The sequence below is a fragment of the Ensifer adhaerens genome (genome assembly GCF_020035535.1).
GTDB lineage: Bacteria > Pseudomonadota > Alphaproteobacteria > Rhizobiales > Rhizobiaceae > Ensifer.
In genome coordinates this window covers 3,540,657-3,563,002 of the sequence record NZ_CP083349.1, presented here as the reverse complement: position 1 = coordinate 3,563,002, position 22,346 = coordinate 3,540,657, and the positions used below count along the sequence as shown (strand labels likewise).

The 22,346-nt window shown below is 63.3% G+C and carries 24 protein-coding genes; 14 read left to right on the top strand and 10 right to left on the bottom strand.

Features of this window, described 5'->3' with window-relative positions; translation table 11 throughout:
* Positions 1–93 precede the first annotated feature (93 nt).
* The 3 genes from LAC81_RS17395 to LAC81_RS17385 all read left to right on the top strand — a co-directional run bounded on the left by LAC81_RS17395 (position 94) and on the right by LAC81_RS17385 (position 4,392).
* A complete protein-coding gene (locus LAC81_RS17395) occupies positions 94–1,656 on the top strand; it encodes an alkaline phosphatase D family protein (protein ID WP_223725811.1) in 1,563 nt (520 codons plus the stop codon).
* 199 nt (positions 1,657–1,855) lie between these two features.
* Positions 1,856–3,682, top strand: coding sequence for a translational GTPase TypA (gene typA / locus LAC81_RS17390; RefSeq protein WP_223725810.1), 1,827 nt, complete (start codon positions 1,856–1,858; stop codon positions 3,680–3,682).
* Positions 3,683–3,885: 203 nt separating this feature from the next.
* Entirely contained in the window at positions 3,886–4,392 is a 507-nt protein-coding gene (locus LAC81_RS17385; RefSeq protein WP_113535288.1) for a GNAT family N-acetyltransferase, read from the top strand.
* Between the two features lie 39 nt (positions 4,393–4,431).
* Here LAC81_RS17385 and LAC81_RS17380 read toward each other — a convergent pair whose 3' ends face one another.
* Complete coding sequence (locus LAC81_RS17380; RefSeq protein WP_223725809.1) at positions 4,432–5,031, bottom strand: hypothetical protein; 600 nt, start codon at positions 5,029–5,031, stop codon at positions 4,432–4,434.
* 157 nt (positions 5,032–5,188) lie between these two features.
* Between LAC81_RS17380 and ppa the strand changes: the two genes are divergently transcribed.
* Positions 5,189–5,722: an inorganic diphosphatase gene (gene ppa, locus LAC81_RS17375; protein WP_223725808.1), complete on the top strand. Its 534-nt coding sequence runs from the start codon at positions 5,189–5,191 to the stop codon at positions 5,720–5,722.
* A gap of 3 nt (positions 5,723–5,725) precedes the next feature.
* Here ppa and LAC81_RS17370 read toward each other — a convergent pair whose 3' ends face one another.
* Both LAC81_RS17370 and LAC81_RS17365 read right to left on the bottom strand, forming a co-directional pair.
* Positions 5,726–6,043, bottom strand: coding sequence for a DUF167 domain-containing protein (locus tag LAC81_RS17370; protein ID WP_223725807.1), 318 nt, complete (start codon positions 6,041–6,043; stop codon positions 5,726–5,728).
* Positions 6,044–6,045: 2 nt separating this feature from the next.
* The gene (locus LAC81_RS17365) at positions 6,046–6,339 is read right to left on the bottom strand and encodes a YggT family protein (protein ID WP_113535285.1); all 294 of its coding nucleotides are present in this window, start codon (positions 6,337–6,339) and stop codon (positions 6,046–6,048) included.
* A 134-nt stretch (positions 6,340–6,473) separates the two neighbouring features.
* On the opposite strand from LAC81_RS17365, the gene LAC81_RS17360 reads away from it, so the two are divergent.
* Complete coding sequence (locus tag LAC81_RS17360; RefSeq protein ID WP_223725806.1) at positions 6,474–7,715, top strand: MFS transporter; 1,242 nt, start codon at positions 6,474–6,476, stop codon at positions 7,713–7,715.
* 50 nt (positions 7,716–7,765) lie between these two features.
* Here the strand turns inward: LAC81_RS17360 and LAC81_RS17355 are convergent, their stop codons facing one another.
* The 6 genes from LAC81_RS17355 to hemC form a co-directional block, all read right to left on the bottom strand.
* On the bottom strand, positions 7,766–8,506 hold the full coding sequence (locus LAC81_RS17355) for a glutamine amidotransferase (protein WP_113535283.1): 741 nt from the start codon (positions 8,504–8,506) through the stop codon (positions 7,766–7,768).
* Position 8,507: 1 nt separating this feature from the next.
* Positions 8,508–8,990 carry a TerB family tellurite resistance protein gene (locus tag LAC81_RS17350; RefSeq protein ID WP_223725805.1) on the bottom strand — a complete coding sequence of 161 codons (483 nt, stop codon included), beginning with the start codon at positions 8,988–8,990 and terminating at the stop codon, positions 8,508–8,510.
* A 26-nt stretch (positions 8,991–9,016) separates the two neighbouring features.
* Entirely contained in the window at positions 9,017–10,669 is a 1,653-nt protein-coding gene (locus LAC81_RS17345) for a heme biosynthesis protein HemY (RefSeq protein WP_223725804.1), read from the bottom strand.
* A gap of 12 nt (positions 10,670–10,681) precedes the next feature.
* Complete coding sequence (locus LAC81_RS17340; protein WP_223725803.1) at positions 10,682–11,956, bottom strand: COG4223 family protein; 1,275 nt, start codon at positions 11,954–11,956, stop codon at positions 10,682–10,684.
* 158 nt (positions 11,957–12,114) lie between these two features.
* A complete protein-coding gene (locus LAC81_RS17335; RefSeq protein ID WP_223725802.1) occupies positions 12,115–12,828 on the bottom strand; it encodes a uroporphyrinogen-III synthase in 714 nt (237 codons plus the stop codon).
* 3 nt (positions 12,829–12,831) lie between these two features.
* On the bottom strand, positions 12,832–13,761 hold the full coding sequence (gene hemC / locus LAC81_RS17330; protein WP_223725801.1) for a hydroxymethylbilane synthase: 930 nt from the start codon (positions 13,759–13,761) through the stop codon (positions 12,832–12,834).
* A gap of 74 nt (positions 13,762–13,835) precedes the next feature.
* Between hemC and tsaD the strand changes: the two genes are divergently transcribed.
* The 5 genes from tsaD (at position 13,836) to LAC81_RS17305 (ending at position 17,502) form a co-directional block, all read left to right on the top strand.
* On the top strand, positions 13,836–14,930 hold the full coding sequence (gene tsaD, locus LAC81_RS17325) for a tRNA (adenosine(37)-N6)-threonylcarbamoyltransferase complex transferase subunit TsaD (RefSeq protein ID WP_223725800.1): 1,095 nt from the start codon (positions 13,836–13,838) through the stop codon (positions 14,928–14,930).
* Positions 14,931–14,977: 47 nt separating this feature from the next.
* On the top strand, positions 14,978–15,979 hold the full coding sequence (locus LAC81_RS17320; RefSeq protein ID WP_223725799.1) for an NAD(P)H-dependent glycerol-3-phosphate dehydrogenase: 1,002 nt from the start codon (positions 14,978–14,980) through the stop codon (positions 15,977–15,979).
* Positions 15,980–16,046: 67 nt separating this feature from the next.
* The gene (locus LAC81_RS17315) at positions 16,047–16,340 is read left to right on the top strand and encodes a YciI-like protein (RefSeq protein WP_223725798.1); all 294 of its coding nucleotides are present in this window, start codon (positions 16,047–16,049) and stop codon (positions 16,338–16,340) included.
* A gap of 7 nt (positions 16,341–16,347) precedes the next feature.
* A complete protein-coding gene (locus LAC81_RS17310) occupies positions 16,348–16,779 on the top strand; it encodes an EVE domain-containing protein (RefSeq protein ID WP_113535274.1) in 432 nt (143 codons plus the stop codon).
* A 57-nt stretch (positions 16,780–16,836) separates the two neighbouring features.
* The gene (locus LAC81_RS17305; protein WP_223725797.1) at positions 16,837–17,502 is read left to right on the top strand and encodes a class I SAM-dependent methyltransferase; all 666 of its coding nucleotides are present in this window, start codon (positions 16,837–16,839) and stop codon (positions 17,500–17,502) included.
* 100 nt (positions 17,503–17,602) lie between these two features.
* Here the strand turns inward: LAC81_RS17305 and LAC81_RS17300 are convergent, their stop codons facing one another.
* Positions 17,603–18,442, bottom strand: a complete 840-nt coding sequence (locus tag LAC81_RS17300; RefSeq protein ID WP_223725796.1) for a hypothetical protein — start codon at positions 18,440–18,442, stop codon at positions 17,603–17,605.
* A 305-nt stretch (positions 18,443–18,747) separates the two neighbouring features.
* Here LAC81_RS17300 and sdhC point away from each other — a divergent pair, with 305 nt between their 5' ends.
* The 4 genes from sdhC to LAC81_RS17280 are packed head-to-tail and all read left to right on the top strand — an operon-like array spanning position 18,748 to position 22,185.
* Complete coding sequence (gene sdhC / locus LAC81_RS17295) at positions 18,748–19,140, top strand: succinate dehydrogenase, cytochrome b556 subunit (protein ID WP_223725795.1); 393 nt, start codon at positions 18,748–18,750, stop codon at positions 19,138–19,140.
* Positions 19,141–19,157: 17 nt separating this feature from the next.
* On the top strand, positions 19,158–19,538 hold the full coding sequence (gene sdhD / locus LAC81_RS17290) for a succinate dehydrogenase, hydrophobic membrane anchor protein (RefSeq protein WP_113535270.1): 381 nt from the start codon (positions 19,158–19,160) through the stop codon (positions 19,536–19,538).
* Between the two features lie 7 nt (positions 19,539–19,545).
* Positions 19,546–21,387, top strand: coding sequence for a succinate dehydrogenase flavoprotein subunit (sdhA, locus tag LAC81_RS17285; RefSeq protein ID WP_223725794.1), 1,842 nt, complete (start codon positions 19,546–19,548; stop codon positions 21,385–21,387).
* Positions 21,388–21,405: 18 nt separating this feature from the next.
* Complete coding sequence (locus tag LAC81_RS17280; RefSeq protein WP_223725793.1) at positions 21,406–22,185, top strand: succinate dehydrogenase iron-sulfur subunit; 780 nt, start codon at positions 21,406–21,408, stop codon at positions 22,183–22,185.
* Positions 22,186–22,346: the final 161 nt, after the last annotated feature.

Sequence of the window (22,346 nt, the reverse complement as noted above, 5' to 3'; positions counted from 1 at the left end):
CGTTCAAATAGTTTCATGCCCCTGTTACGTCGCTGACATCGGGATGACCAAAGGTCCGGCACGCGCGGTCGCGCTGCCGAATCGGAGGTCTGTTTGGCCGATACCCTCAAGACGCTTTCAAGGCGTTCTTTCCTCTTTTCCGCCGGTGCTGCGGGGTTTGTGGCCTCATCGGGCCTTGCTACCCCCTTCTATGCGCGCGGTTACGGCCGGCCGGAATTCGTTCACGGCGTACAATCGGGCGATGTCGATACCTCTTCCGGGATGATCTGGACGCGGGTGGATCGGCCGTCGAAGGTATCGGTCGAGTATTCGACCACGGAGAGCTTCTCCAATCCTTTTCGTCTTACCGATCTGACGGCGACGCCGCAGACCGATTGTGCGATCAAGTGCTCGCTCGATGGGCTGCTACCGGATCAGGACATCTTCTACCGCTTTACCGCCACCGATCTCTATGATGTCAACCGCGTCTCCGAGCCGGTGGTCGGCCGGTTTCGCACGGCCCCTTTGCGCAAGCGCTCGGTCCGTTTCGTCTGGTCCGGCGACACCGCCGGCCAGGGCTGGGGCATCGACGACGTCGGCATGAAGACCTATTCGACGATGCGGCTGCACGAGCCGGACTTCTTCATTCATTCCGGCGATACGATCTATGCCGACAACCCGATCCCTGACGAAATTGCATTGCGTGACGGTGGCATCTGGAAGAACCGGGTGGTGACCCACGAGAAGCGCGACGTGGCGCGCACGCTGGAAGAATATCGCGGGCAATGGAAATACAATCTGCTCGACGATCATGTCCGGCAGCTGAATGCCGTCTGCCCCACCTTCTACCAGTGGGACGATCATGAGGTTCTGAACAACTGGTCGGCTTCGACCGATCTTCGCGACGACGCGCGATACCCGGAAAAGGACGTTGCCGTCTACGCGGAGCGGGCCGCCCGGGCTTTTCATGAAATGACGCCGATCCGCACGCCGGCGACACAGCCCGGTCGCATCTTCCGCAAGGTCGGCTACGGCCCGCTGCTCGATGTATTCTTCGTCGACCTGCGCTCCTATCGCGGTGCCAACCAGGGCGAGGACGGCGGCGTGCTGTTCGGGTGGCGGCAGGCGGATTGGTTGAAGCGGGAACTTGCAGCCTCGCGCGCGGTCTGGAAGGTGATCGCCTGCGACATGCCGATCGGACTTGTCGTCTGGGACGATTACGCCAACAGGCGCGGTTCGGATGCGATCGCCAACGGCGACAATGGCGCGCCTGCGGGGCGTGAACTCGAGTTTGCAGATCTCCTCCGCTTCATCCGCGACAATGCCATCGACAATCTCGTCTGGCTGACGGCGGACGTGCATTATACTGCCGCGCACCGCTACGATCCCGCGCGTGCCGCGTTCAAGGATTTCACGCCTTTCTGGGAGTTTGTGTCGGGGCCGCTTCACTCCGGTACCTATGGGCCGAAGGAGCTCGACATGACCTTCGGGCCAGAGGTTCGCTTCATCAAGGCGTCGGGTGGTGGCATCGACAGCAACCTGCCGCCATCGGCCGGCCTGCAGTTCTTCGGCATCGTCGATATCAACGGCCAGACGCAGCAGATGACCGTGCGTCTGATGGACCGGCAGGACCAGGAACTCTGGCGCGTGACGCTCGATCCGGCTGCGATTGCATGACGAATCTGGTAACGGCCGGCAGCTTTCCAAACCCTGATTTCCAGACCCCTGGCGGGTGCAAACCCATGGCCTACCGGCATTTGACCGCGACGCTCATGCGCGCGCCCCCTTTCGCAATCGCAAAAAAACCTGTATGAGCGCGACCATTGAAAAAGCGGCGTGGCCCATCGGGGCTTGCCCTGAACCTCCGAGACGAAAAATGAGCATTCGTAACATCGCGATTATCGCGCACGTTGACCATGGGAAAACGACCCTTGTTGACGAGCTCCTGAAGCAGTCGGGCTCGTTCCGCGAAAACCAGCGCGTTGCCGAACGCGTCATGGACTCCAACGACATCGAAAAAGAACGCGGCATCACCATTCTTGCCAAGGCGACGTCGGTCGAATGGAAGGGAACGCGCATCAACATCGTCGACACCCCCGGCCACGCCGACTTCGGTGGCGAAGTCGAGCGCATCCTGTCGATGGTGGACGGTGCTATCGTTCTCGTCGACGCTTCCGAAGGCCCGATGCCGCAGACGAAGTTCGTTGTCGGCAAGGCGCTGAAGGTCGGCCTGAAGCCGATCGTCGCGATCAACAAGATCGACCGTCCCGATGGCCGCCACGAGGAAGTCATCAACGAAGTTTTCGACCTCTTCGCCAACCTCGATGCCTCCGACGAGCAGCTCGACTTCCCAATCCTCTACGGTTCGGGCCGCGATGGCTGGATGAACGTTGCGCCTGAAGGTCCGAAGGACCAGGGCATGGCACCGCTTCTCGACCTCGTGCTCAAGCACGTGCCGGAGCCGACGGTTGCCGAAGGCCCGTTCCGCATGATCGGCACGATCCTTGAAGCCAACCCCTTCCTCGGCCGCATCATCACCGGTCGCGTTCACTCGGGCTCGGTCAAGCCGAACCAGGCCGTCAAGGTCCTCGGCCAGGACGGCAAGCTGCTCGAAACCGGCCGTATCTCGAAGATCCTCGCCTTCCGCGGCATCGAGCGTCAGCCGATCGAAGAAGCGCAGGCAGGTGACATCGTTGCGATCGCCGGCCTCACCAAGGGCACCGTCGCCGACACCTTCTGCGATCCGTCGGTCGCCGAAGCGCTGACCGCGCAGCCGATCGATCCGCCCACCGTCACCATGTCCTTCATCGTCAACGACAGCCCGCTTGCCGGCACCGAAGGCGACAAGGTCACGAGTCGCGTCATCCGCGACCGTCTGTTCAAGGAAGCCGAAGGCAACGTCGCGCTCAAGATCGAAGAATCCTCCGAGAAGGATTCGTTCTTCGTGTCCGGCCGCGGCGAACTGCAGCTTGCCGTTCTGATCGAAACCATGCGCCGCGAAGGCTTCGAACTTGCCGTGTCGCGTCCGCGCGTGGTCATGCACAAGGATGACAACGGTCAGCTGCTCGAGCCGATCGAAGAAGTGGTCATCGACGTCGACGAGGAGCATTCCGGCGTCGTCGTTCAGAAGATGTCCGAGCGTAAGGCCGAAATGGTCGAGCTGCGTCCGTCCGGCGGCAATCGCGTCCGCCTGGTGTTCTTCGCTCCGACCCGCGGCCTGATCGGCTACCAGTCGGAACTGTTGACGGATACGCGCGGCACTGCGGTCATGAACCGTCTGTTCCACGCCTACCAGCCGTACAAGGGCGAGATCGGCGGCCGCGTCAACGGCGTGCTGCTCTCCAACGATGCCGGCGAATCCGTCGCCTATGCCATGTTCAACCTGGAAGACCGCGGCCCGATGATCATCGACGCCGGCGAGAAGGTTTACGCCGGTATGATCATCGGCATCCACACGCGCGACAACGACCTCGAAGTCAACGTGTTGAAGGGCAAGAAGCTCACCAACATGCGCGCATCGGGCAAGGACGAAGCCGTCAAGCTGACGCCGCCGATCCGTATGACGCTTGAGCGGGCGCTGTCCTGGATCCAGGACGACGAGCTGGTCGAAGTCACGCCGAAGTCGATCCGTCTGCGCAAGCTGCACCTCGACCCGAACGAGCGCAAGCGCTTCGAAAAGGCCCGCACCGCCGGCGCGGCCTGAGCATCCTGAAATTACCAAGCCTAAAAAAACCCCGGATCGCTCCGGGGTTTTTTGCTGTGTGTGCCACGGATGGGCGACTTGCGGATAAAGTTAAAAAGGCGTTAACCTTCCACAGGGTGCCGCTAAAGTTGCCTGTGGGTTAACGCTGGCCGGCAACCGGGCGGGATTCCTGTTCGTCCTGTGTGCGTTTAGAGTCGCGAGTCATGAAGACTGTTTCGATAGAGATTCGGCCCGGAGAGCCGCAGGAAGCGTCGGCAATTGCCGATGTGCACCGCGTTTCGTGGCTGCAGGCCTATGGCGGTCTCATCCCCCATCGTCCCCTTGTGCAGATGGTCAATCGTCGTGACGAGACGTGGTGGCGCAAGGCGACCCGCGGTCCTGCGACGCTGCTCGTGGTCGATGTGGCCGGAACCATTGCAGGCTACGCAACGCTCGGTCTCAGCCGCGCCAAGGCCCTGCCGCAGGAGGGCGAGATTTACGAGATTTATCTCCGGCCCGAGTATCAGGGCATCGGTCTCGGGCGCGTCCTCTTCGGTGAAGCCAAGAGCCTGCTGCGTTCGCTCGGCTGCCGCGGACTCGTCGTCTGGTGCCTCGAAGACAGCGAGCACGCCTACCAGTTTTTCCAGGGTGCCGGCGGCAGCGATATCGCCGAAGGCATGGAAGACTTCGGCGACAAGCACCTGAAGAAGGTCGGATTCGCCTGGAACTGATCGCCGCCCCTTTGCGGCAACATCATTGAAATCGCAGGCCTATTCCGGCAGCTCATTGTTGGGCTCGGCTGCCTTGTCACCGCGCGTGCCATGGTAGGCAGGATTGTCGACGCCGCAGCGGAAGGTCGGCGCCACCTCGTCGGCGACCTTGCGGGCAAGCGTGTTCGGATCGGGGTTGGCTAGCGCGTCGACATAGCCGGCGACGCAGCCCTTGCCGTCATCCTTCTGCGCGACCTTGGAGACGACAAGGACCTGCCCCTGAAGTTCCGGGACCGAAGCGCCCGACGCGTCGGTGTTCTCGATGAACCAGCGCAGGATCGTCGCGACGGCCTTGCCATCCTTTGCGACCCGCCACTCCACGGTCGTGCCGGCGTGGTTGAACGGAATGAAGCTCTCGAACGCGTCGTCGCTGTAGCGTTGGTTCAGGTGACCGAACGAGACGCTCTGGCGAATGTCGGCTTCCTTGAAGCGAACAGGATAGTCCGCGTGACCGGCACAGGTCATCAGGGCATATATCCCTTCCTCTTCCGCGATCGTCTTGCACTTGTCGCGGCCGATGTCGGTGTAGACGCTCTCATTGGCCAAGACGGGCCCCGCAGACAGCAAAAGCAGCGCCAGGCCTGCAACCTTTCCGATCATCGTGAACTCCATAGAACGAGAACTGGGGCCTGTGGAGGTCGTTTCGACGGCGCGAAACGACCGCTTGAATCTGCACTACGGACGAAAGTTATGTTGCATCGCGGCATGTTTCCCTTTATCCGACGGGCAAACTTCCCAACTGACCCTGGAGTAGTCCATGCGCATCGACGCGATTTCCATCGGAAAGAATCCACCAGAAGATGTCAACGTCATCGTTGAGGTTCCCGTCGGCGGCCATCCGATCAAGTACGAGATGGACAAGGAAGCCGGCACGCTGGTTGTCGACCGCTTCCTCTACACGCCGATGACCTATCCGGGCAACTACGGCTTCGTCCCGCACACGCTCTCGGACGACGGCGACCCGATCGACGTTCTGATCTGCAACACCCGTCCGCTGGTTCCGGGTTGCGTCATCAACGTCCGCCCGATCGGCGTGATGATGATGGAAGACAACTCCGGCAAGGATGAAAAGATCATCGCCGTTCCGTCGGGTCACCTGACCCAGCGCTACGACAAGGTGCATGAATACACCGACCTGCCGGAAATCACGCTCAAGCAGATCGAGCACTTCTTCGAGCACTACAAGGATCTGGAACCCGGCAAGTGGGTAAAGATCTTCGGCTGGAAGGACGCATCCGTCGCCCGTCAGCTGATCAAGGAAGCCGTCGAGCGCGCCAAGGGCGCCAAGTAAGCTTTACCTGCCGATCAGCTCGGCAAGACGCCTCATCAAATCCTCCGGGTCGCCCTCGATCCGGAGGATTTTTTTACGCTGGGTATCGCCTGAGATGAGGGAGAGCTTGCTCTTGGCAAGCCCGAGCTTCTTCGCGAGAAAGGCAACCAGCGCCTGGTTGGCCTTGCCCTTCTCCGGAACCGCGCTGACGCGCACTTTCAGATGTTCTTCTCCGTCGGCAGCCGCTTCCAGGCCATCAATGGCGTCGCGGCCGCCGTTCGGCGTCAGGCGCACCGTCAGGCGAACGTGGTCGCCATGCGCGGTGAAGGCCGGCTTGGCCATCGTCAGCCAAGCAGCGCCTGTGCGATCGTCGTATTCAGGAAGAGCTGGATGAAATAGAGGATCACCAGCACGACCAGCGGCGACAGATCCACGCCGCCCATGTCGGGCAGCACGCGACGGATCGGGCGATAGAGCGGCTCCGTCAGCTGGTAGAGCGAGCGGCCGATCATGTTGATCGCCTGGTTGTTCACGTTGATGACGTTGAACGCATAGAGCCAGGAAAAGATGGCCGACGCGATGACCAGAAACCACGCGATGTTGATGATGAAGTTCAAGGTGCCGATGACAGCAAGCATGCCGGTCTCCAATTCGTTATTGACAGACATGTAGACATTGAGACCTAAACGAGCAAGTACGCCGGATTAACGGGCGCGATCATGTTTAACGTGAGAGCGCGTGATATCCGACCCTGAGTAGGAGTCTCTTCCGCATGTCCGCCGTTCATGCCTCGCATCGCTTTGCCGCTTTTCGGCATGTCGGCTATCGCCGCTATTTCTTCTCGCGCTTCCTGGCTTACTTTGCCATCCAGATCATCTCTGTCGCCGTCGGCTGGCAGATCTATGATCTGACGCGCGATCCCTTCGATCTCGGCCTGATCGGTCTCTTCCAGTTTCTGCCGTCTCTCGTACTGATCCTCGTCACCGGCGCGGCAGCGGACCGCTACAACCGGCGCATGATCATGGGCATCTGCATGGTCGTCAGCACACTCTGCGCCACAGCGCTGTTGCTGCTGACCGTATCGGGATTGTTTTCACCCTGGCCGGTCTACGCGATCCTGGTCGTCTTTGGCATCGAGCGCGCCTTTCTCGCGCCGGCGTCGCAATCGCTGGCGCCCAATCTCGTACCACCCGAAGATCTGCCCAATGCGATCGCCTGGAATTCCACGTCCTGGCAGACAGCGGTGATCGTCGGCCCGGTCGCGGGCGGCCTGATCTATGCGCTCGGCGCCGTCGTGCCCTACGCCGTCGGCGTCTGCTTCTTCCTTGCCTCCGCGCTGATGGTCTTTGCCATCCCGAAGCCGGCGACGCGCACGCAGGCCTCTGGCCAGAGCTGGGACACGATCACCGCCGGCTTCCGCTACATCAAGGCCGAGAAGGTGGTTCTGGGCGCGATATCGCTCGATCTCTTCGCCGTGCTGCTCGGCGGTGCGGTTGCACTGATGCCGGTCTTTGCCCGCGACATTCTCGATCTCGGCCCCTGGGGGCTCGGCCTCCTGCGCGCGGCTCCGGGCATCGGTGCCGTTAGCATGGCCGTCTGGCTGGCGGCACACCCGATCCGGCACAGGGCAGGCTTCTACATGTTCACCGGCGTCGCACTCTTCGGGCTCGGTACGGTTATCTTCGGTCTTTCGGCGACGCCGTGGATCTCGATCGCCGCGCTCGTCGTCATGGGCGCCGCCGACATGATTTCCGTCTATGTGCGCGAAATCCTGATCACGCTCTGGACACCGGACGAGCTGCGCGGCCGGGTCAACGCCGTCAACATGGTCTTCATCGGCGCGTCGAACGAGCTCGGCGAATTCCGCGCCGGCATGATGGCGTCCGGCTTTGGCGCGGTCTTTGCCGTCGCCTTCGGCGGCATGGGGACGCTGCTCGTGTCAGGCCTTTGGGCGCTCGGCTTCCCGCAACTGCGCAAGATCGACACGCTCGACGTGCCTGACCACCACAAGTAACGGAGGCGCGCCAGGCCATTTCTCCTGAAGCATTCCGAGGGAAAGCCGCTTCACGGTTTTCCCGGAAATGCCTTCGGTCGCTCGTCGCGCAGGAAGATCAGTTCCAGGAAGTTTTCCATCCAGGTGCGCAGCGGTCCGTCGTGCTGCATGCGGCCGTCGAGATGGGCCTTGCCCACCTGGGCGCCGGGCATCTCGAAGCGGTGGGCGCCGTGCACGACCCAGCGGTGCATCATGGCGCGGGTGAGCTCGCCGTGGAACTGAATGCCCCAGGCATTGTCGCCATAGCGGAAGGCCTGGTTGGGGTAGGTGTCGCCGGTTGCCAAGAGCTCGGCACCGGCGGGTAGGTCGAAGCCTTCCCGGTGGAAATGGTAGACCATGGCCGGCCAATCCATCAGCGCCTTGCCGGCCTCGGTCGGAACCAACGGATACCAGCCGATCTCGGTCATGCCCTCGTGATGCGGCGCCACGGAGCCGCCGAGATTACGCGCCAGCATCTGCGCGCCGAGGCAGATGCCGAGATAGGGCTTGTTCTCCTTGAGCGGGACTGAAAGCCAGTCGATCTCGCGGCGAACGAACTCTTCCTCGTCATTGGCGCTCATCGGGCCACCGAAGATGATCGTGCCGCTATGGTGCTCCAGGGTCGGCGGCAGGTCGTCGCCGAGGGCCGGCCGGCGGATGTCGAGCCGAAACCCCTTCTGCTCCAGAATCTGGCCGACACGGCCGGCACTCGACCGCTCCTGATGCAGGATGATCAGGACTGGTTTTCGCGCGCTTGTGTCCGGCATCGGCATTTCAGTTTTCCTGTTGCGGCTTGGCGTCCTCGATGGTGTCGCTTCTCGCCGCAGCCTCCTGTCGCTGCAGCACCCGGTCGCGACCGGAGACTCCAAGCAGATCGGCGATGCGCCAGATCACATGGTCTTCCATCTCACTGCGCTCGCCGTCGGCGTAGACGACATCCCAGAGCATGCCGACCAGTTCGATGCGCTGCTCCTCCGAGAGGTGGCGCTTGAGCTCTGCGGTGAATTGGTAGAAGTCGATCGCTTCGCTTTCCGCAGTCTCGCCCGCTTCGATCAACGCGGCAAGGGAGGCGTCATCGAGCTTGTAGTGCTGCTTGACGACCGAGCGCATCTTGCGCCGTTCCGACGCAAGAATCCGGCCGTCGGCCTCCATCACCTGGAAACAGAGGGCGATGACGGCCACGCGCGGATCGCCGTGCTCTATCCGCGTCGCCGGGCCGGTCAGGCCGTCGAGAAACGTCCGTAAGCGTTCAAACATGTATTTTGCCACAGCCCCTTGAGAATTCAGAACAATCGGAAACTAGCCTTTTCCGGCGCCTTCTCGCCGGTGGCTGGATCGCGCACGCCGGGATCATCCGGCAGACGGCCGAAGAAGGGATCAGGCCTGTGCTCGCCGTTGGTAACCTCTTCCTTCTCCGTTTTCTTGACTGGTGTCTTGTCGGCGACCGGTTCGGACGGCTTGCGCTCCGCTACCTTGATCGGCTGCGATTCCGGGCGCGGCTCCTCACGCTCGGCCTCGAGGATCACGGGCGCTTCGCTGCGGCGGGCGACGGGGGGCGGTTCGTGCGCATGTGGCTCCACCGCCACCGGCGGCAGACTGCGGATCGCCTCGTCGGCATTCGACTGGTCGTGGTCGACAGTGGTCGAGAGCGTATGCGGGGGCGCCAGCCATTCGAACGCATCGAGCCGTCCGCTGACGGGCGAGACCGGCAGCCAGGTCGGCGAGGTCACGCCGTCCGCAGTCCAGGCCGGGTCGCGCGGGCTGCGCAGGGCTTGCGCCATCCAGTGGCGAATGCGTCCTTCGTCACCGGTATCGGCCTCTTCGATATCGGCGAGCAGCAGGAAGATGCTCTCTGTCGGATCGAGCCTTGCGGCGGCTTCCGCCTTGGTGCGGGCCAGAAGCAGTTCGCGCGCCTCAAGCGCCGCTTCCGCGACGGCTGCCATGGCCACAGCATTGTTGGGCTTGAGGGCCTCGAGCTTGCGCGCCCGCTTCAACCGGTCGACGGCGGTGTCGCCGCCACGGGCGCGTACGTAGAGCCTCGCCACGTCCGGATGCGGCTCCTGCTTCCAGTTCTTCTCAAGAATCGAGGCGCCCTTGCGCAGGTTGTCCTCGCGAAACAGTGCCTTGGCGGCCGTCATCGCCGCCGGCACCAAATGTTCGTCGAGCTTCAGCGCGGCGAGCGCATCGTCGCGGGCCGCCTTCGCGTCGCCGTCGAGTTTCGTGATCGCCCGGGCGGTCAAGAGCACGGCCTTCTTGCGGTCGGCCTCCTTGCGCTCGACCACATGGGCGGCGCGGCTCTGGTCGAGAAGACGGAGCGCATCGTCCCATTGGCCGGCCTGGCTCTGGCTGTCGAGCGTCGCGAGCGCTGCCCAGGGCAGGTGCGGTGCTTTCTCGGCGGCACGCTCGGCATATTGCCGGGCAGCCTCATGCGCGCCGAGGCGTTTGGCTTCGAGATAGAGGCCGCGAAGGCCGAGCTCGCGGGTCTCCGGATCGTCGGCCATCAGCTCGAACTTGCGGCGCGCATCGTCGTACTTGCCTTCGATCAGCGCGGTCTGCGCTTCGAGCAGGTGGATCAGTGGCTCCTGGTCGGCGCTGATCAATCCGCGGGTGCGGGCGGTCATCTTGCGGGCGAGGTTGGCGTCGCCGGCGCCGGCAGCGATCAGGCCGGTCGATAGCGCCTGGTATCCGCGGTCGCGCTTGCGGGCGCGGAAATAGCGGGTGACGGTATGGGGCGACAGCCAGATGGTGCGCACCAACCACACGGCGATCAGCACGGCTGCAATCAACGAGATCAGCAGCGATGCGGCACGCATCAGGCTCATCTCGACGAGCTGGCCCTGCCAGATCAGCGAAAGTTCACCCGGTCGGTCCGCGAGCCACGCGAAACCGAGGCCGAGGCCAAGCACGATCAGGATGAAAATCAGAATACGGATCATATCTGGTCCCCCTCAGCCCGCTGTGCCCGGCTTTGCCATCGTCGCAGCGACGGCGGCATCGATCGCGGCTTCGACACGCAAACGCTGGTCGAGCCTGGCCTTGAAGGCCTCACCCACAGGTTTGGCGGCATCCGGCAGCCCATCCCACTCCAGGGCGGCGCCCTTGAGGTCGCCGTTGTTCAGCTTGTCCTCGATACGGGCGATGACGGCTTCCGGTGTTTCACCCTCGACGCTACCGACGGGTCGCACGCGAATGCCGGACATGGCGCTCGACACCAGCCGATCGAAGATGCCCTCGTTCGGATCGGGCTGGTTGAGAGCGTCGAGCATGGCGTCGGCGGTTTTCGGGAATTCGCGGCGCAGATCGGTGCGGGTCGGCACGCCGACCTGGGCATCCTGGGCGAGAGCCGTGACGGCCTGTTCGTCCGGCGCGATGCTGCGTAGCGCGTCGAGTTCGGCAAGGAACGGCCCGCCGCGGTCGATTGCCGACTTCAGCGCCGTGACCGCGACGGCCTTGGCCATTTGAATGTCGTTGGCCGGTTCATTGAGCTTCTGCTCGGCGGATTCGATACGGCTCGTAAGCTCCGCCTTCTCTGCGGTTGCCGTCTGCTGCGCGTCGGCAAGCGTCGTCTTCAGGCCAGCAAGCTCTTTGGTGAGGTTGTCGATTTGCGCCTTCAGCGTTTCGATTTCGGCATTCGGCACGCCGTTTGCGCCCGGTTGGGCGGCAGATTGCTCAAGGGCGGCGATACGACCTTCGAGCGCGGTGTCGTCGATGACCGCGGCAGGCGTGGGGAGTGCTGCAATCTGGTCGCGCAGTGCCTGCAGCTCGCCGGAGATGTTCTGCTCGACGCCACGGTCAGGACCAAGCCCGGGGACGATACCGGCATATTGCAGGCCGCCGAAGCCGAGCAGGGTCACGAGGCCACCGAGGATGCCGGCGGCAAGCGCGCCGGAGTTCGATACCGGTTTCTGGCGCTGCGCCGGTTCCGGCTCGCGGGCGGCATCGGCGTGCGGCGGCTCTTCAGCAAAGACGGCTGCGGCGGCATCGGCGCGCTGCTCCTCGATCTCTTCTTCCAGACGGGATCCGGCGGCGCTGTTGTCGCTGCTGTCCGTTGCCGTGTCCTCAGCCTTGGTCTCGCTCGCGGTGCTTTCGCCGGCCGCGTCCGTTACCGACTCGCGCGATGCTTCGGCCTCGGCCGGTTCCGCAACGGTTTTTTCCGCTTCGAGGTCGATCGTCAGCGGTTCCTTCTCGGACTTCGAGCGGCGCGGCGGGTTTTCCGATACCATGGTGACCTCTTACCGTTGGTGCCTGTCGGCTCTTCTCTCAAACCTAGTCAGCCGGACCGGTGAGGGAAAGCCCCTCCATTCCGAATTTTGGCCGAATCGGCTCTGAACTAGCGCGGAATGCGGGCGGAAAATCGCCAGCATCTTTTCTCGTTTCGCTTTTAGAGCAATCTAAAAAGGCTTTCTTCGTCGGGCCTTGTGGCGATCTGCGACATGACGTTGCCTGGCAGCGCCTCGGCGATGGCGGCGCTCAGGCAGAGGTAGCGTGGAGCAAGGGACGTAGCGTCCAGGCCGGCCTCCAACAGCAATGTCGTCAGTCGCCGGGCCGTCTCCCGGGAATAGAGCAGAACGGCGTCGGGCCGCCCGGTGCGCGCGAGATCTTGCAGCGCACCGGGCGGGTGCGCGGTCGGCTCCATGCGATAGCATTCGACCGCCCTATACTCGACGTCGTGCTGTCGGAGCGTGCTTTCGAGACCGTCGGAACGGGGCGCGCCGGTCAGGTAGAGGAGGGGCTTTTTCGGCAAGGCACCGGTGGCCGAAACGATCAGTCCAGCCAGTGCTTCGCCGGTGCCGTCACCGACGCGGATGTCGGTGAAGCCGAGTTCCGCCGCCGCCCGCGCTGTCGCTTCGCCGACGCAGAAGCACGGGATTTTCTGGTGCGGTTCCAGTTCGCCGCCCAAAGATGCGAGCACCCGAACCGCTTCGGCGCTCGTCAGGGCAATTGCGGCAAATGGCTGTTTGAGCGCTGCGCTCGCGACGGCAGTGAGATGCGTGGCCTGCATCAGCGGCAGGAGGATCGGCCGATGGCCGGCGGCTTCCAGCCGGCGTGCGGTCGCCTCGGCGGCGGGAAGCGGCCGGGTGACGAGCACGCGCATGGCTCAGGTCCAGCTTGCAAAGAAGCCGGGGCCGGCCTTGGCGCGGACCTCTTCGCCGGCCTTGCGGCCAAGCACTTCGGCGTCCGTGGCCTTGCCCTCGATGGTGACGCGATGATGCGTCTGGCCGTCGGGCGTGAGGATCATGCCGGAAAAACTGAGAAAGGTGCCGTCCGATGTGGCGAGGCCGGCGATCGGCGTGCGGCAGGAGCCGTCGAGCGTCGCGAGGAAGCCACGTTCGCAGGCGACCGCTTCGTGGGTGCGCGCATCGTCGATTGCGGCAAGCAGATCGTTGATGCGGCTGTCGCCGATGCGGCTCTCGATGCAGATCGCGCCCTGCGCCGGGGCCGGCGGGAAATCCGCGGGGTCGAGCAGTTCGGTCGGAACATCGGTCATGCCGAGCCGCTTCAGGCCGGCATAGGCAAGCAGTGTGGCATCGACCTGGCCCTCGGCGAGCTTTCTCAGCCGCGTTTCCACCTGGCCGCGATAGGTGATGACATTGATATCCGGACGCAGCCGGCGGATCAGCGCCTGGCGGCGCAGCGACGACGAGCCGACGGTCACGCCCTCGGGAAGTTCCATCAGTTTTTTTGCCGTCCGACCGATGAAGGCATCTCGAATGTCCTCACGCGGCAGGAAGGCGGAAAGACAGAGGCCGTCAGGCAGTTTCGTCGGCATGTCCTTGGACGAATGCACAGCGAAATCGAGTTCGCCCGACAGCAATTGTTGCTCGATCTCTTCGGTGAACAGGCCCTTGCCGCCGATCTCGGCGAGCGAGCGGTCGGTGATCCGGTCGCCCTTGGTCGAGAGGATGACGACCTCGAACATTTCCGGCGCCAGACCATGCGCCGCTGCGAGGCGATCGCGCGTTTCATGGGCTTGAGCGAGCGCCAGCGGGCTGCCGCGCGTGCCGATCCGGAAAGGTTTTGTTTGCATCAAAGGCTATCCATTGTTACCGGAGTTCCGTGTACCCACCTTTCGGTGCGACCGCAATCTTTGAGTAGTTCCTGATGTCTCCGCCCCTGCGCATCCTCGGCATAGAAACAAGCTGCGACGAAACCGCCGCTTCCGTCATTCTGCGCGATTCCGACGGCAAGGGCCACATTCTTGGTGACGTCGTTCTGAGCCAGCTGGAAGAGCACAGCGCCTATGGCGGCGTCGTTCCGGAGATCGCTGCGCGCGCCCATGTGGAAGCGCTCGATACGCTGATCGAGGAGGCGCTGCTGCGCGCCGGCATCACGCTCGCCGACATTGATGCCATCGCTGCGACAAGTGGTCCCGGTCTGATCGGCGGTCTGATTGTCGGGCTGATGACGGGTAAGGCGATCGCGCGGGCAACGGGCAAGCCACTCTATGCCGTCAACCATCTCGAGGGCCACGCGCTGACGGCGCGGCTGACCGACGGGCTCTCCTTCCCCTATCTGATGCTGCTCGTTTCCGGCGGCCATACGCAGCTGATCCTCGTCAAGGGCGTCGGCGAATACGAGCGCTGGGGCACGACGATCGACGACGCGCTCGGCGAGGCCTTCGACAAGACGGCGAAGCTGCTCGGCCTTCCCTATCCGGGTGGCCCGGCGGTCGAGCGTGCGGCGCTTGCCGGTGATCCGCAGCGTTTCGATTTTCCGCGGCCGCTCGTCGGCGATGCCCGGCTCGATTTCTCCTTCTCGGGGCTGAAGACGGCGGTACGCCAAGCAGCGCAATCGCTGGAGCCGGTGACGGAGCAGGATATCGCCGACATCTGCGCCTCCTTCCAGCGGGCGATCTCGCGCACGCTGAAGGATCGCGTCGGCCGCGGCCTGAAGCGCTTCAAGGCGGAACACAGCGGTGTCGCGCGTCCGGCGCTGGTGGTTGCCGGTGGCGTTGCTGCCAACCAGGTGCTGCGTTCGACGCTGCAGACCCTCTGCGCGCAATCGGGATTCGACTTCATCGCGCCGCCGCTTTCTTTGTGCACCGACAATGCCGCGATGATCGCCTGGGCCGGCGCCGAACGCCTGGCGGCGGGCATGGCTGCGGACAGTCTCGACGTGGCGCCGCGCTCGCGCTGGCCGCTCGACGCCCAAGCCCAGACACTGCTCGGCTCCGGCAAACGCGGCGCCAAGGCATGAAGAATTCAGTCAAGCGCATGACCATTTTCAGGGCGTACGGATAGAGAATGAACGACACCTCCAGGATCGGGCCGAAAATCGTCGTGGTTGGCGCTGGCGCCTTTGGCACAGCCTTGGCCGCGGTCGCAGCCTCGGCCGAGGGCAGCGACGTGACGCTGCTTGCCCGTCGTGCGGAGATTGCCGAAGCGTGCCGCGATACCTGCCGCAACGAGGATGCCCTGCCGGGCATCGATCTGCCGCCCGCACTGAAACATACGGCCGATATCTCCGTTCTCGCCGATGCCGAAGTCGTGCTCTTTGCCATGCCGTCGCAGGCGCATCGCGATGCGGCGCGGCAGTATGGTCCCCAGATCAATGCCGACGCTACGATCGTCACCTGCGCCAAGGGCATGGAGCAGGCGACCGGTCAGCTGCTGACCGATGTGCTCGCGGAGGAACTGCCCGGCCATGCGATCGGCGTGCTCTCCGGTCCCGGTTTCGCCGCCGACATCGCCAAGGGGCTGCCGACCGCCATGGTGGTCGCCGCGGCCGATGCGCAGACGGCAACCATGCTTGCCGAGGTCCTTTCCGGCCCGACCTTCCGGCTCTATCCGTCGGAAGATCGCATCGGCGTGCAGCTTGGCGGCGCACTCAAGAACGTTCTGGCGATTGCCTGTGGCATCGTCGAGGGTGCGGGTCTCGGCGACAGCGCCCGCGCCGCGCTGATTTCGCGTGGCCTGGCCGAGATGTCGCGGTTCATTGCCGCCGAGGGTGGCGAGGCTGATACGGTTCGTGGTCTCTCGGGCCTCGGCGATCTCGTGTTGACGGCGACCAGCCATCAGTCGCGCAACCTCCGCTTCGGCATTGCGCTCGGCAAGGATGGCCGCGCCAGCGGGCGCAAGGATGAACTGGTCGAAGGGGCGTTTGCCGCCTCGGTCGCTGCCCGCGTCGCCCATGACCTCGGCGTCGAAATGCCGATCACCGAAGCGGTGGCGGCGATCATCGACGGCAAGCTCGACGTTAGCACCGCGCTCGAACAGTTGATGACCCGCCCGATCACTCAGGAATGATGGTGGCGTGGGTGTAAAGCGGTCTTCCGCCCGCATCCCACGCCAAACGACAACTTAAGGAGGAAGCATGCTCTTCGCACTTCAATGCACCGACAAATCAGGCGCGCTGCAGCTTCGGCTCGACACCCGACCCGATCACGTTGCCTATCTCAACGACCTGAATGCCAAGGGCATTCTGAAGATGGCAGGACCGTTCCTCGGTGAAGACGGCAAGCCGACCGGCAGCCTGGTGATCCTTAAGGCCGAGACAATTGATGAAGCCCGTGCGCTCGCCGAAGCCGACCCCTATGCCAAGGCAGGGCTCTTCTCCAACGTCGAGATCAAGGCCTTCAACTGGGTCTTCAACAATCCGGAGGCTTGAGACCAAGATGGCGCATTGGCTTTACAAATCCGAGCCCTTCAAATGGTCCTGGCAAATGCAGAAGGATGCGGGCGCCAAGGGCACCGAATGGACCGGCGTGCGCAACTATCAGGCGCGCAACAACATGCGGGCGATGCAGATCGGCGACAAGGGCTTCTTCTATCACTCGAATGAAGGTCTCGAGATCGTCGGCATCTCCGAGGTCTGCGCGCTTTCGCATCCGGATTCGACTGCCGAAGGCGACGCCCGTTGGGATTGCGTCGATATCCGTGCCGTTGTCGACATGCCGCGCCCGGTGACGCTGAAGGAAATCAAGGACAATCCGAAGCTCGCCAAGATGTCGCTTGTTACCTCCATGCGCCTCTCGGTGCAGCCGGTGACCGAAGACGAATGGATCGAAGTCTGCCGCATGGGTGGGCTCGACAACCCGCCGCGGTAATTTGATTTCCGCCTGTCCGGAACCGCTTCCGTTTTTCGGACAGGCTCGGAGAGTTTCGTGAAGACCGATCCGCAAAGCTTCATTCTCGCCAATACAGGCTTGCTCTCGCCGCCGCATGTACCGGAGGTGCGCCTGCATCTGGCGACCGAGGCGCATGAGCTGTGGTTGAAGACAGAGGAGGAGTTGCAGGAGATTGGCCTGCCGCCGCCGTTCTGGGCCTTCGCCTGGGCCGGCGGGCAGGGGCTTGCCCGTTACATCCTCGATCACCCGGAGGCAGTGCGCGGGCGTCGCGTCGTCGACTTCGCTTCCGGCTCCGGCCTGGTGGCGATCGCCGCGATGAAGGCGGGAGCGGCTTCGGTTGTTGCCGCCGATATCGATCCCTGGGCGGAAACGGCGGTCCAGCTCAATGCCGCACTCAATGGCGTCACTCTTTCCTATACGGGCGAGGACGTGACCGGCCGCGATCTTGAGGCCGATGTCTATCTCGCCGGCGACGTCTTCTACGACAAGGCCTTTGCCGATCGGTTGAAGCCGTGGTTTTCGGATCTGGTCGCCAAGGGGGCGATGGTGATCGTCGGCGATCCCGGCCGCTCCTACTGCCCGCGCGAGATGATGACGGCGCTTGCGACCTACGAAGTTCCCGTGACACGGGCGCTGGAAGACAGCGAGGTCAAGCGCACGACCGTCTGGCGCTTCGGTGCTGCTGAAAAAGCGGCCGGTTGAAACCTCCGGCGAATCCCGTCGCGATAGCTGACGGCACGCGCAGCCAATCGACGTCGTCGTCGTGGTTCTGTGAAACCGATCTTCTGAAGTCTCCTCGAACCTATCGCCGGATCACGCAGACGCCGTGTTCATAGGCGCAGGAGCTGTTCATCGTTTGCGGCGTAACGTTGATGATCTTGCCGCGTCTTGACTGCGGGGGCGGCGCGTACGTGCCATCATCGCTATAACCGTAATCGCCTTCCTGGTTGAAGTAGATGCCGTTGCCGACATCGACGTAGGCGGAAATGCCGCCGACATACGTGCCGATGCCTGGAACGGTGTCTGGATATTCGTCGTTGCCATAGCTGCCATAGTAGTTCGGGCGATAGTCGCGGCGCTGGCCACCGGATGTCCAGATCTCGCGGCCGGCACGGTCACGAACCCATCCGCCGCCGTTGCCCCAGCGATCGGCATAGGGGCCGGGATAGGGGCGATATTGCGGGAGGCGAACATGCCTTGTGCGCGTTTCGATCTCCGGCAGTCCATTGTCGATGCCCCGGCGCCCATCGTGGCGGCGGCCGCCGGACGTCCAGACGTCGTTGCCCGCCCGGTCGCGGACCCATCCGCCGCGATGTTCCCAGCCCCCGCCGTAGCCGGGGTAAGGCCTATATTGCGGAAGGCGAATGTGCCGTGTGCGCGTCTCGACCTCCGGCAGACCATTGTTGGCCATCCAGTCGCGACGGGGCATGCGGTTGCGGTTCCAGCCGTTGCGGTAGCCCGAGCGGTCGATCTGGTAGCCCGGGAACGAGCGATCCGAAGACATGCGCATATGGTTGGTGCGCATCTGAAAGCCGCGTGCTCCGCCGCCGTCACGGGCCTCCAAGGGGATGCAGGTCGTGGCGATGACCAGGCCGGCGAGTGCTAGCACTTTGGTCGCATGGATTGCCCTGAACAGACTCATTCTGTTCGCCCTCCGGATAGCGCTTAACAATTCGTTAAGATCACTTTGGGCCACTTCCGTCAGAAAGTCACGGAATTGCTTGGCTTTTTGCTGCTATCGTTAACGGACGCCATGTCTTCGGCGGGCTGGAAAATGGCGCAAATCGTCTAATCGATTAAATTGATTTTGCACCGCAAACACACTTGTCGTTAAGCATTATGGTGATTAAAGGTCCGAAGGACTGAATTGCGCACAATCAGGTGCGATACCGGACTAGAATCGTCCAGTTTTATGGGCGTAAACCCGGGCATTTCCGTGAGGTTCCGATGACGGATGTCACAAGAAGCCGGCCACTTTCGCCGCATCTTCAAATCTATAAACCGATCCCGACGATGGTGATGTCCATTGTGCACCGCATCACCGGCGGCGCACTCTACTTCGGCACCATTCTCGTTGCCTGGTGGCTGATCGCCGCCGCCTCGGGTGCGGCCTACTACGACTGGGTCAGCTGGCTGTTCGGCACGCTGATCGGCAAGCTGGTGCTCTTCGGTTACACCTGGGCGCTGGTGCACCACATGCTCGGCGGCTTGCGCCACTTTGCCTGGGATCTCGGCTACGGTTACGAGAAGCACTTCGCCACCAAGATGGCCAAGGCGACGATCGTCTGTTCGGTGGCGCTGACGCTGCTGATCTGGGTGGTCGGCTATCTCGTCCGTTAACTGAGAGGAAGACACCCATGGATATGCGTACACCTCTCGGCAAGGTTCGCGGTCTTGGCTCCGCCAAGGAAGGCACCGATCACTTCTGGCGCCAGCGCCTGACGGCGGTCGCCAACGTTCCGCTGCTGATCTTCTTCGTCATCTTTCTCGTTCGCTACGCAGGCGCCCCGCACGCGGATGTCGTTGCCGCGCTTGCGAACCCCTTCGTCGCGGTCGTCATGGCGCTCGTCGTGCTCTCGGGCCTGATCCACATGCGTCTCGGCATGCAGGTGATCATCGAGGACTACGTGCATGGCGAAGGCATGAAGATCGGCCTTCTCATGCTCAATACATTTTTCACGATCGCAGTTGGCGGGCTCTGTCTCTTCGCCATCCTGAAGATCGCTTTTGCAGGGTAATTTCGCCATGGCATCGAACAGTTCACCCGCTGCAAACGGCAAGGCCTATCAATATGTCGATCACGCCTTCGACGTCGTCGTCGTCGGCGCCGGCGGCGCGGGCCTGCGCGCCACGCTCGGCATGGCGGAGCAGGGGCTGAAGACCGCCTGCATCACCAAGGTCTTCCCGACCCGCTCGCACACGGTTGCCGCCCAGGGCGGCATCGCCGCGTCGCTGCAGAACATGACGCCGGACAGCTGGCAGTGGCACCTTTACGACACCGTCAAGGGGTCCGACTGGCTCGGCGACGTTGACGCCATGCAGTATCTCGCCATGGAAGCGCCGAAGGCGGTCTATGAGCTCGAGCATTACGGCGTGCCGTTCTCGCGCAATGCTGAAGGCAAGATCTACCAGCGGCCCTTCGGCGGCCACATGCAGAACTACGGCGAAGGCCCGCCGGTGCAGCGCACCTGTGCGGCTGCCGACCGTACCGGCCACGCGATCCTGCACACGCTCTACGGCCAGTCTCTGCGCAACAACGCCGAGTTCTTCATCGAGTATTTCGCGCTCGACCTGATCATGTCGGATGACGGCCGCTGCACCGGCGTCGTCGCCTGGAACCTCGACGACGGCACGATCCATCGCTTCTCCGCCAAGATGGTGGTGCTGGCGACCGGCGGTTACGGCCGCGCCTATTTCTCGGCGACATCGGCGCATACCTGCACCGGCGACGGCGGCGGCATGATTGCGCGCGCCGGCCTGCCGCTTCAGGACATGGAGTTCGTCCAGTTCCACCCGACCGGCATCTACGGCGCGGGCTGCCTCATCACCGAAGGCGCACGCGGCGAAGGCGGCTACCTCGTCAACTCCGAAGGCGAGCGCTTCATGGAACGCTATGCGCCGTCCGCCAAGGACCTCGCGTCGCGTGACGTCGTCTCGCGTTGCATGACGATGGAAATCCGTGAAGGCCGCGGCGTCGGCAAGAACAAGGACCACATCTTCCTGCACCTCGACCATCTGGATCCGGCCGTCCTGCACGAGCGCCTGCCGGGCATCTCGGAATCGGCGAAGATTTTTGCCGGCGTCGACGTGACGCGCGAGCCGATCCCGGTTCTGCCGACGGTGCACTACAACATGGGCGGCGTGCCGACCAACTACTGGGGCGAAGTGCTGAATGCCGACAACCAGAACCCGGAGCGCGTCGCGCCCGGCCTGATGGCCGTAGGCGAAGCCGGCTGCGCCTCGGTGCACGGTGCCAACCGCCTCGGCTCCAACTCGCTGATCGACCTTGTGGTCTTCGGCCGCGCCGCCGCCATCCGCGCCGGCCAGGTGATCGACCGCGACGAGGCGATCCCGGAACTCAACAAGGCCGCCTGCGATCGGATCATGGACCGCTTCGACCGGCTGCGTAACGCCAACGGCACCACGCCGACGGCGGTGCTGCGCGAAAAGATGCAACGCGCCATGCAGGAAGATGCCGCCGTTTTCCGTACCCAGGAATCGCTGGAATCGGGCTGCAAGCGCATCTCGGCGATCTGGAAAGAGATGCCCGACATCAAGGTCACCGACCGCTCGATGATCTGGAACTCGGACCTCGTCGAGACGCTGGAACTCGAAAACCTCATGGCCAACGCCATCACGACGATCTACGGCGCCGAAGCGCGCAAGGAGAGCCGTGGTTCGCACGCCCGCGAGGACTTCACCGAAGGCCCGCTCGGCGGCCGCGACGACGTCAACTGGCGCAAGCACACGCTTGCCTGGGTCAACGAGGCCGGCGACGTCAAGCTCGACTACCGCCCTGTCCATACTGACCTGATCGCCGACGGCATCGATCCCAAGAAGATCGAGCCGAAGGCCCGCGTCTACTGATCTTGAGGAATAAGGCACATGGTTGAACTCGCTCTCCCCAAGAACTCGCAGATGACGGAAGGCAAGGTCTGGCCGAAGCCGCAGGGCGCGACCAACGTTCGCGAATACCGCATCTATCGTTGGAACCCGGATGATGGCGCCAATCCGCGTATCGATACCTTCTACATCGATATCGACGATTGCGGCCCGATGGTGCTCGACGGTCTGCTCTACATCAAGAACAAGATCGACCCGACGCTGACGCTGCGCCGCTCCTGCCGTGAAGGCATCTGCGGCTCCTGCGCGATGAACATCGACGGCACCAACACGCTCGCCTGCACCAAGGGTATGGATGAGGTGAAGGGTGCGGTGAAGGTCTATCCGCTGCCGCACATGCCGGTCGTGAAGGACCTGGTGCCCGACCTCACCAACTTCTACGCCCAGCACCGATCGATCGAGCCCTGGCTGAAGACGGTTTCGCCGACGCCGGCCAAGGAATGGAAGCAGAGCCACGAGGATCGCCTCAAGCTCGACGGCCTGTACGAGTGCATTCTGTGCGCCTGCTGCTCGACCTCCTGTCCGAGCTACTGGTGGAACGGCGACCGTTATCTCGGCCCGGCCGTGCTGTTGCAGGCCTATCGCTGGCTGATCGACAGCCGCGACGAGGCAACCGGCGAGCGTCTCGACAATCTCGAAGACCCCTTCCGCCTCTACCGCTGCCACACGATCATGAACTGCGCCCAGGCCTGTCCGAAGGGGCTGAACCCGGCCAAGGCGATCGGCGAAATCAAGAAGATGCTGGTCGAGCGACGCGTCTGATCGACGGGTAGAATTCGAATGCGAAAGCGGCGGGTCCCTGGCCCGCCGCTTCTGTTTTGATATGCCGGCAGGTAGCTTCGGCCTGGCAATCCTTGATTGTGGGGCGTGTGATTGCCGGTCGTCGTTTGCGGCGACGAGTTGTCGTGCGTGTTGCCGACGCT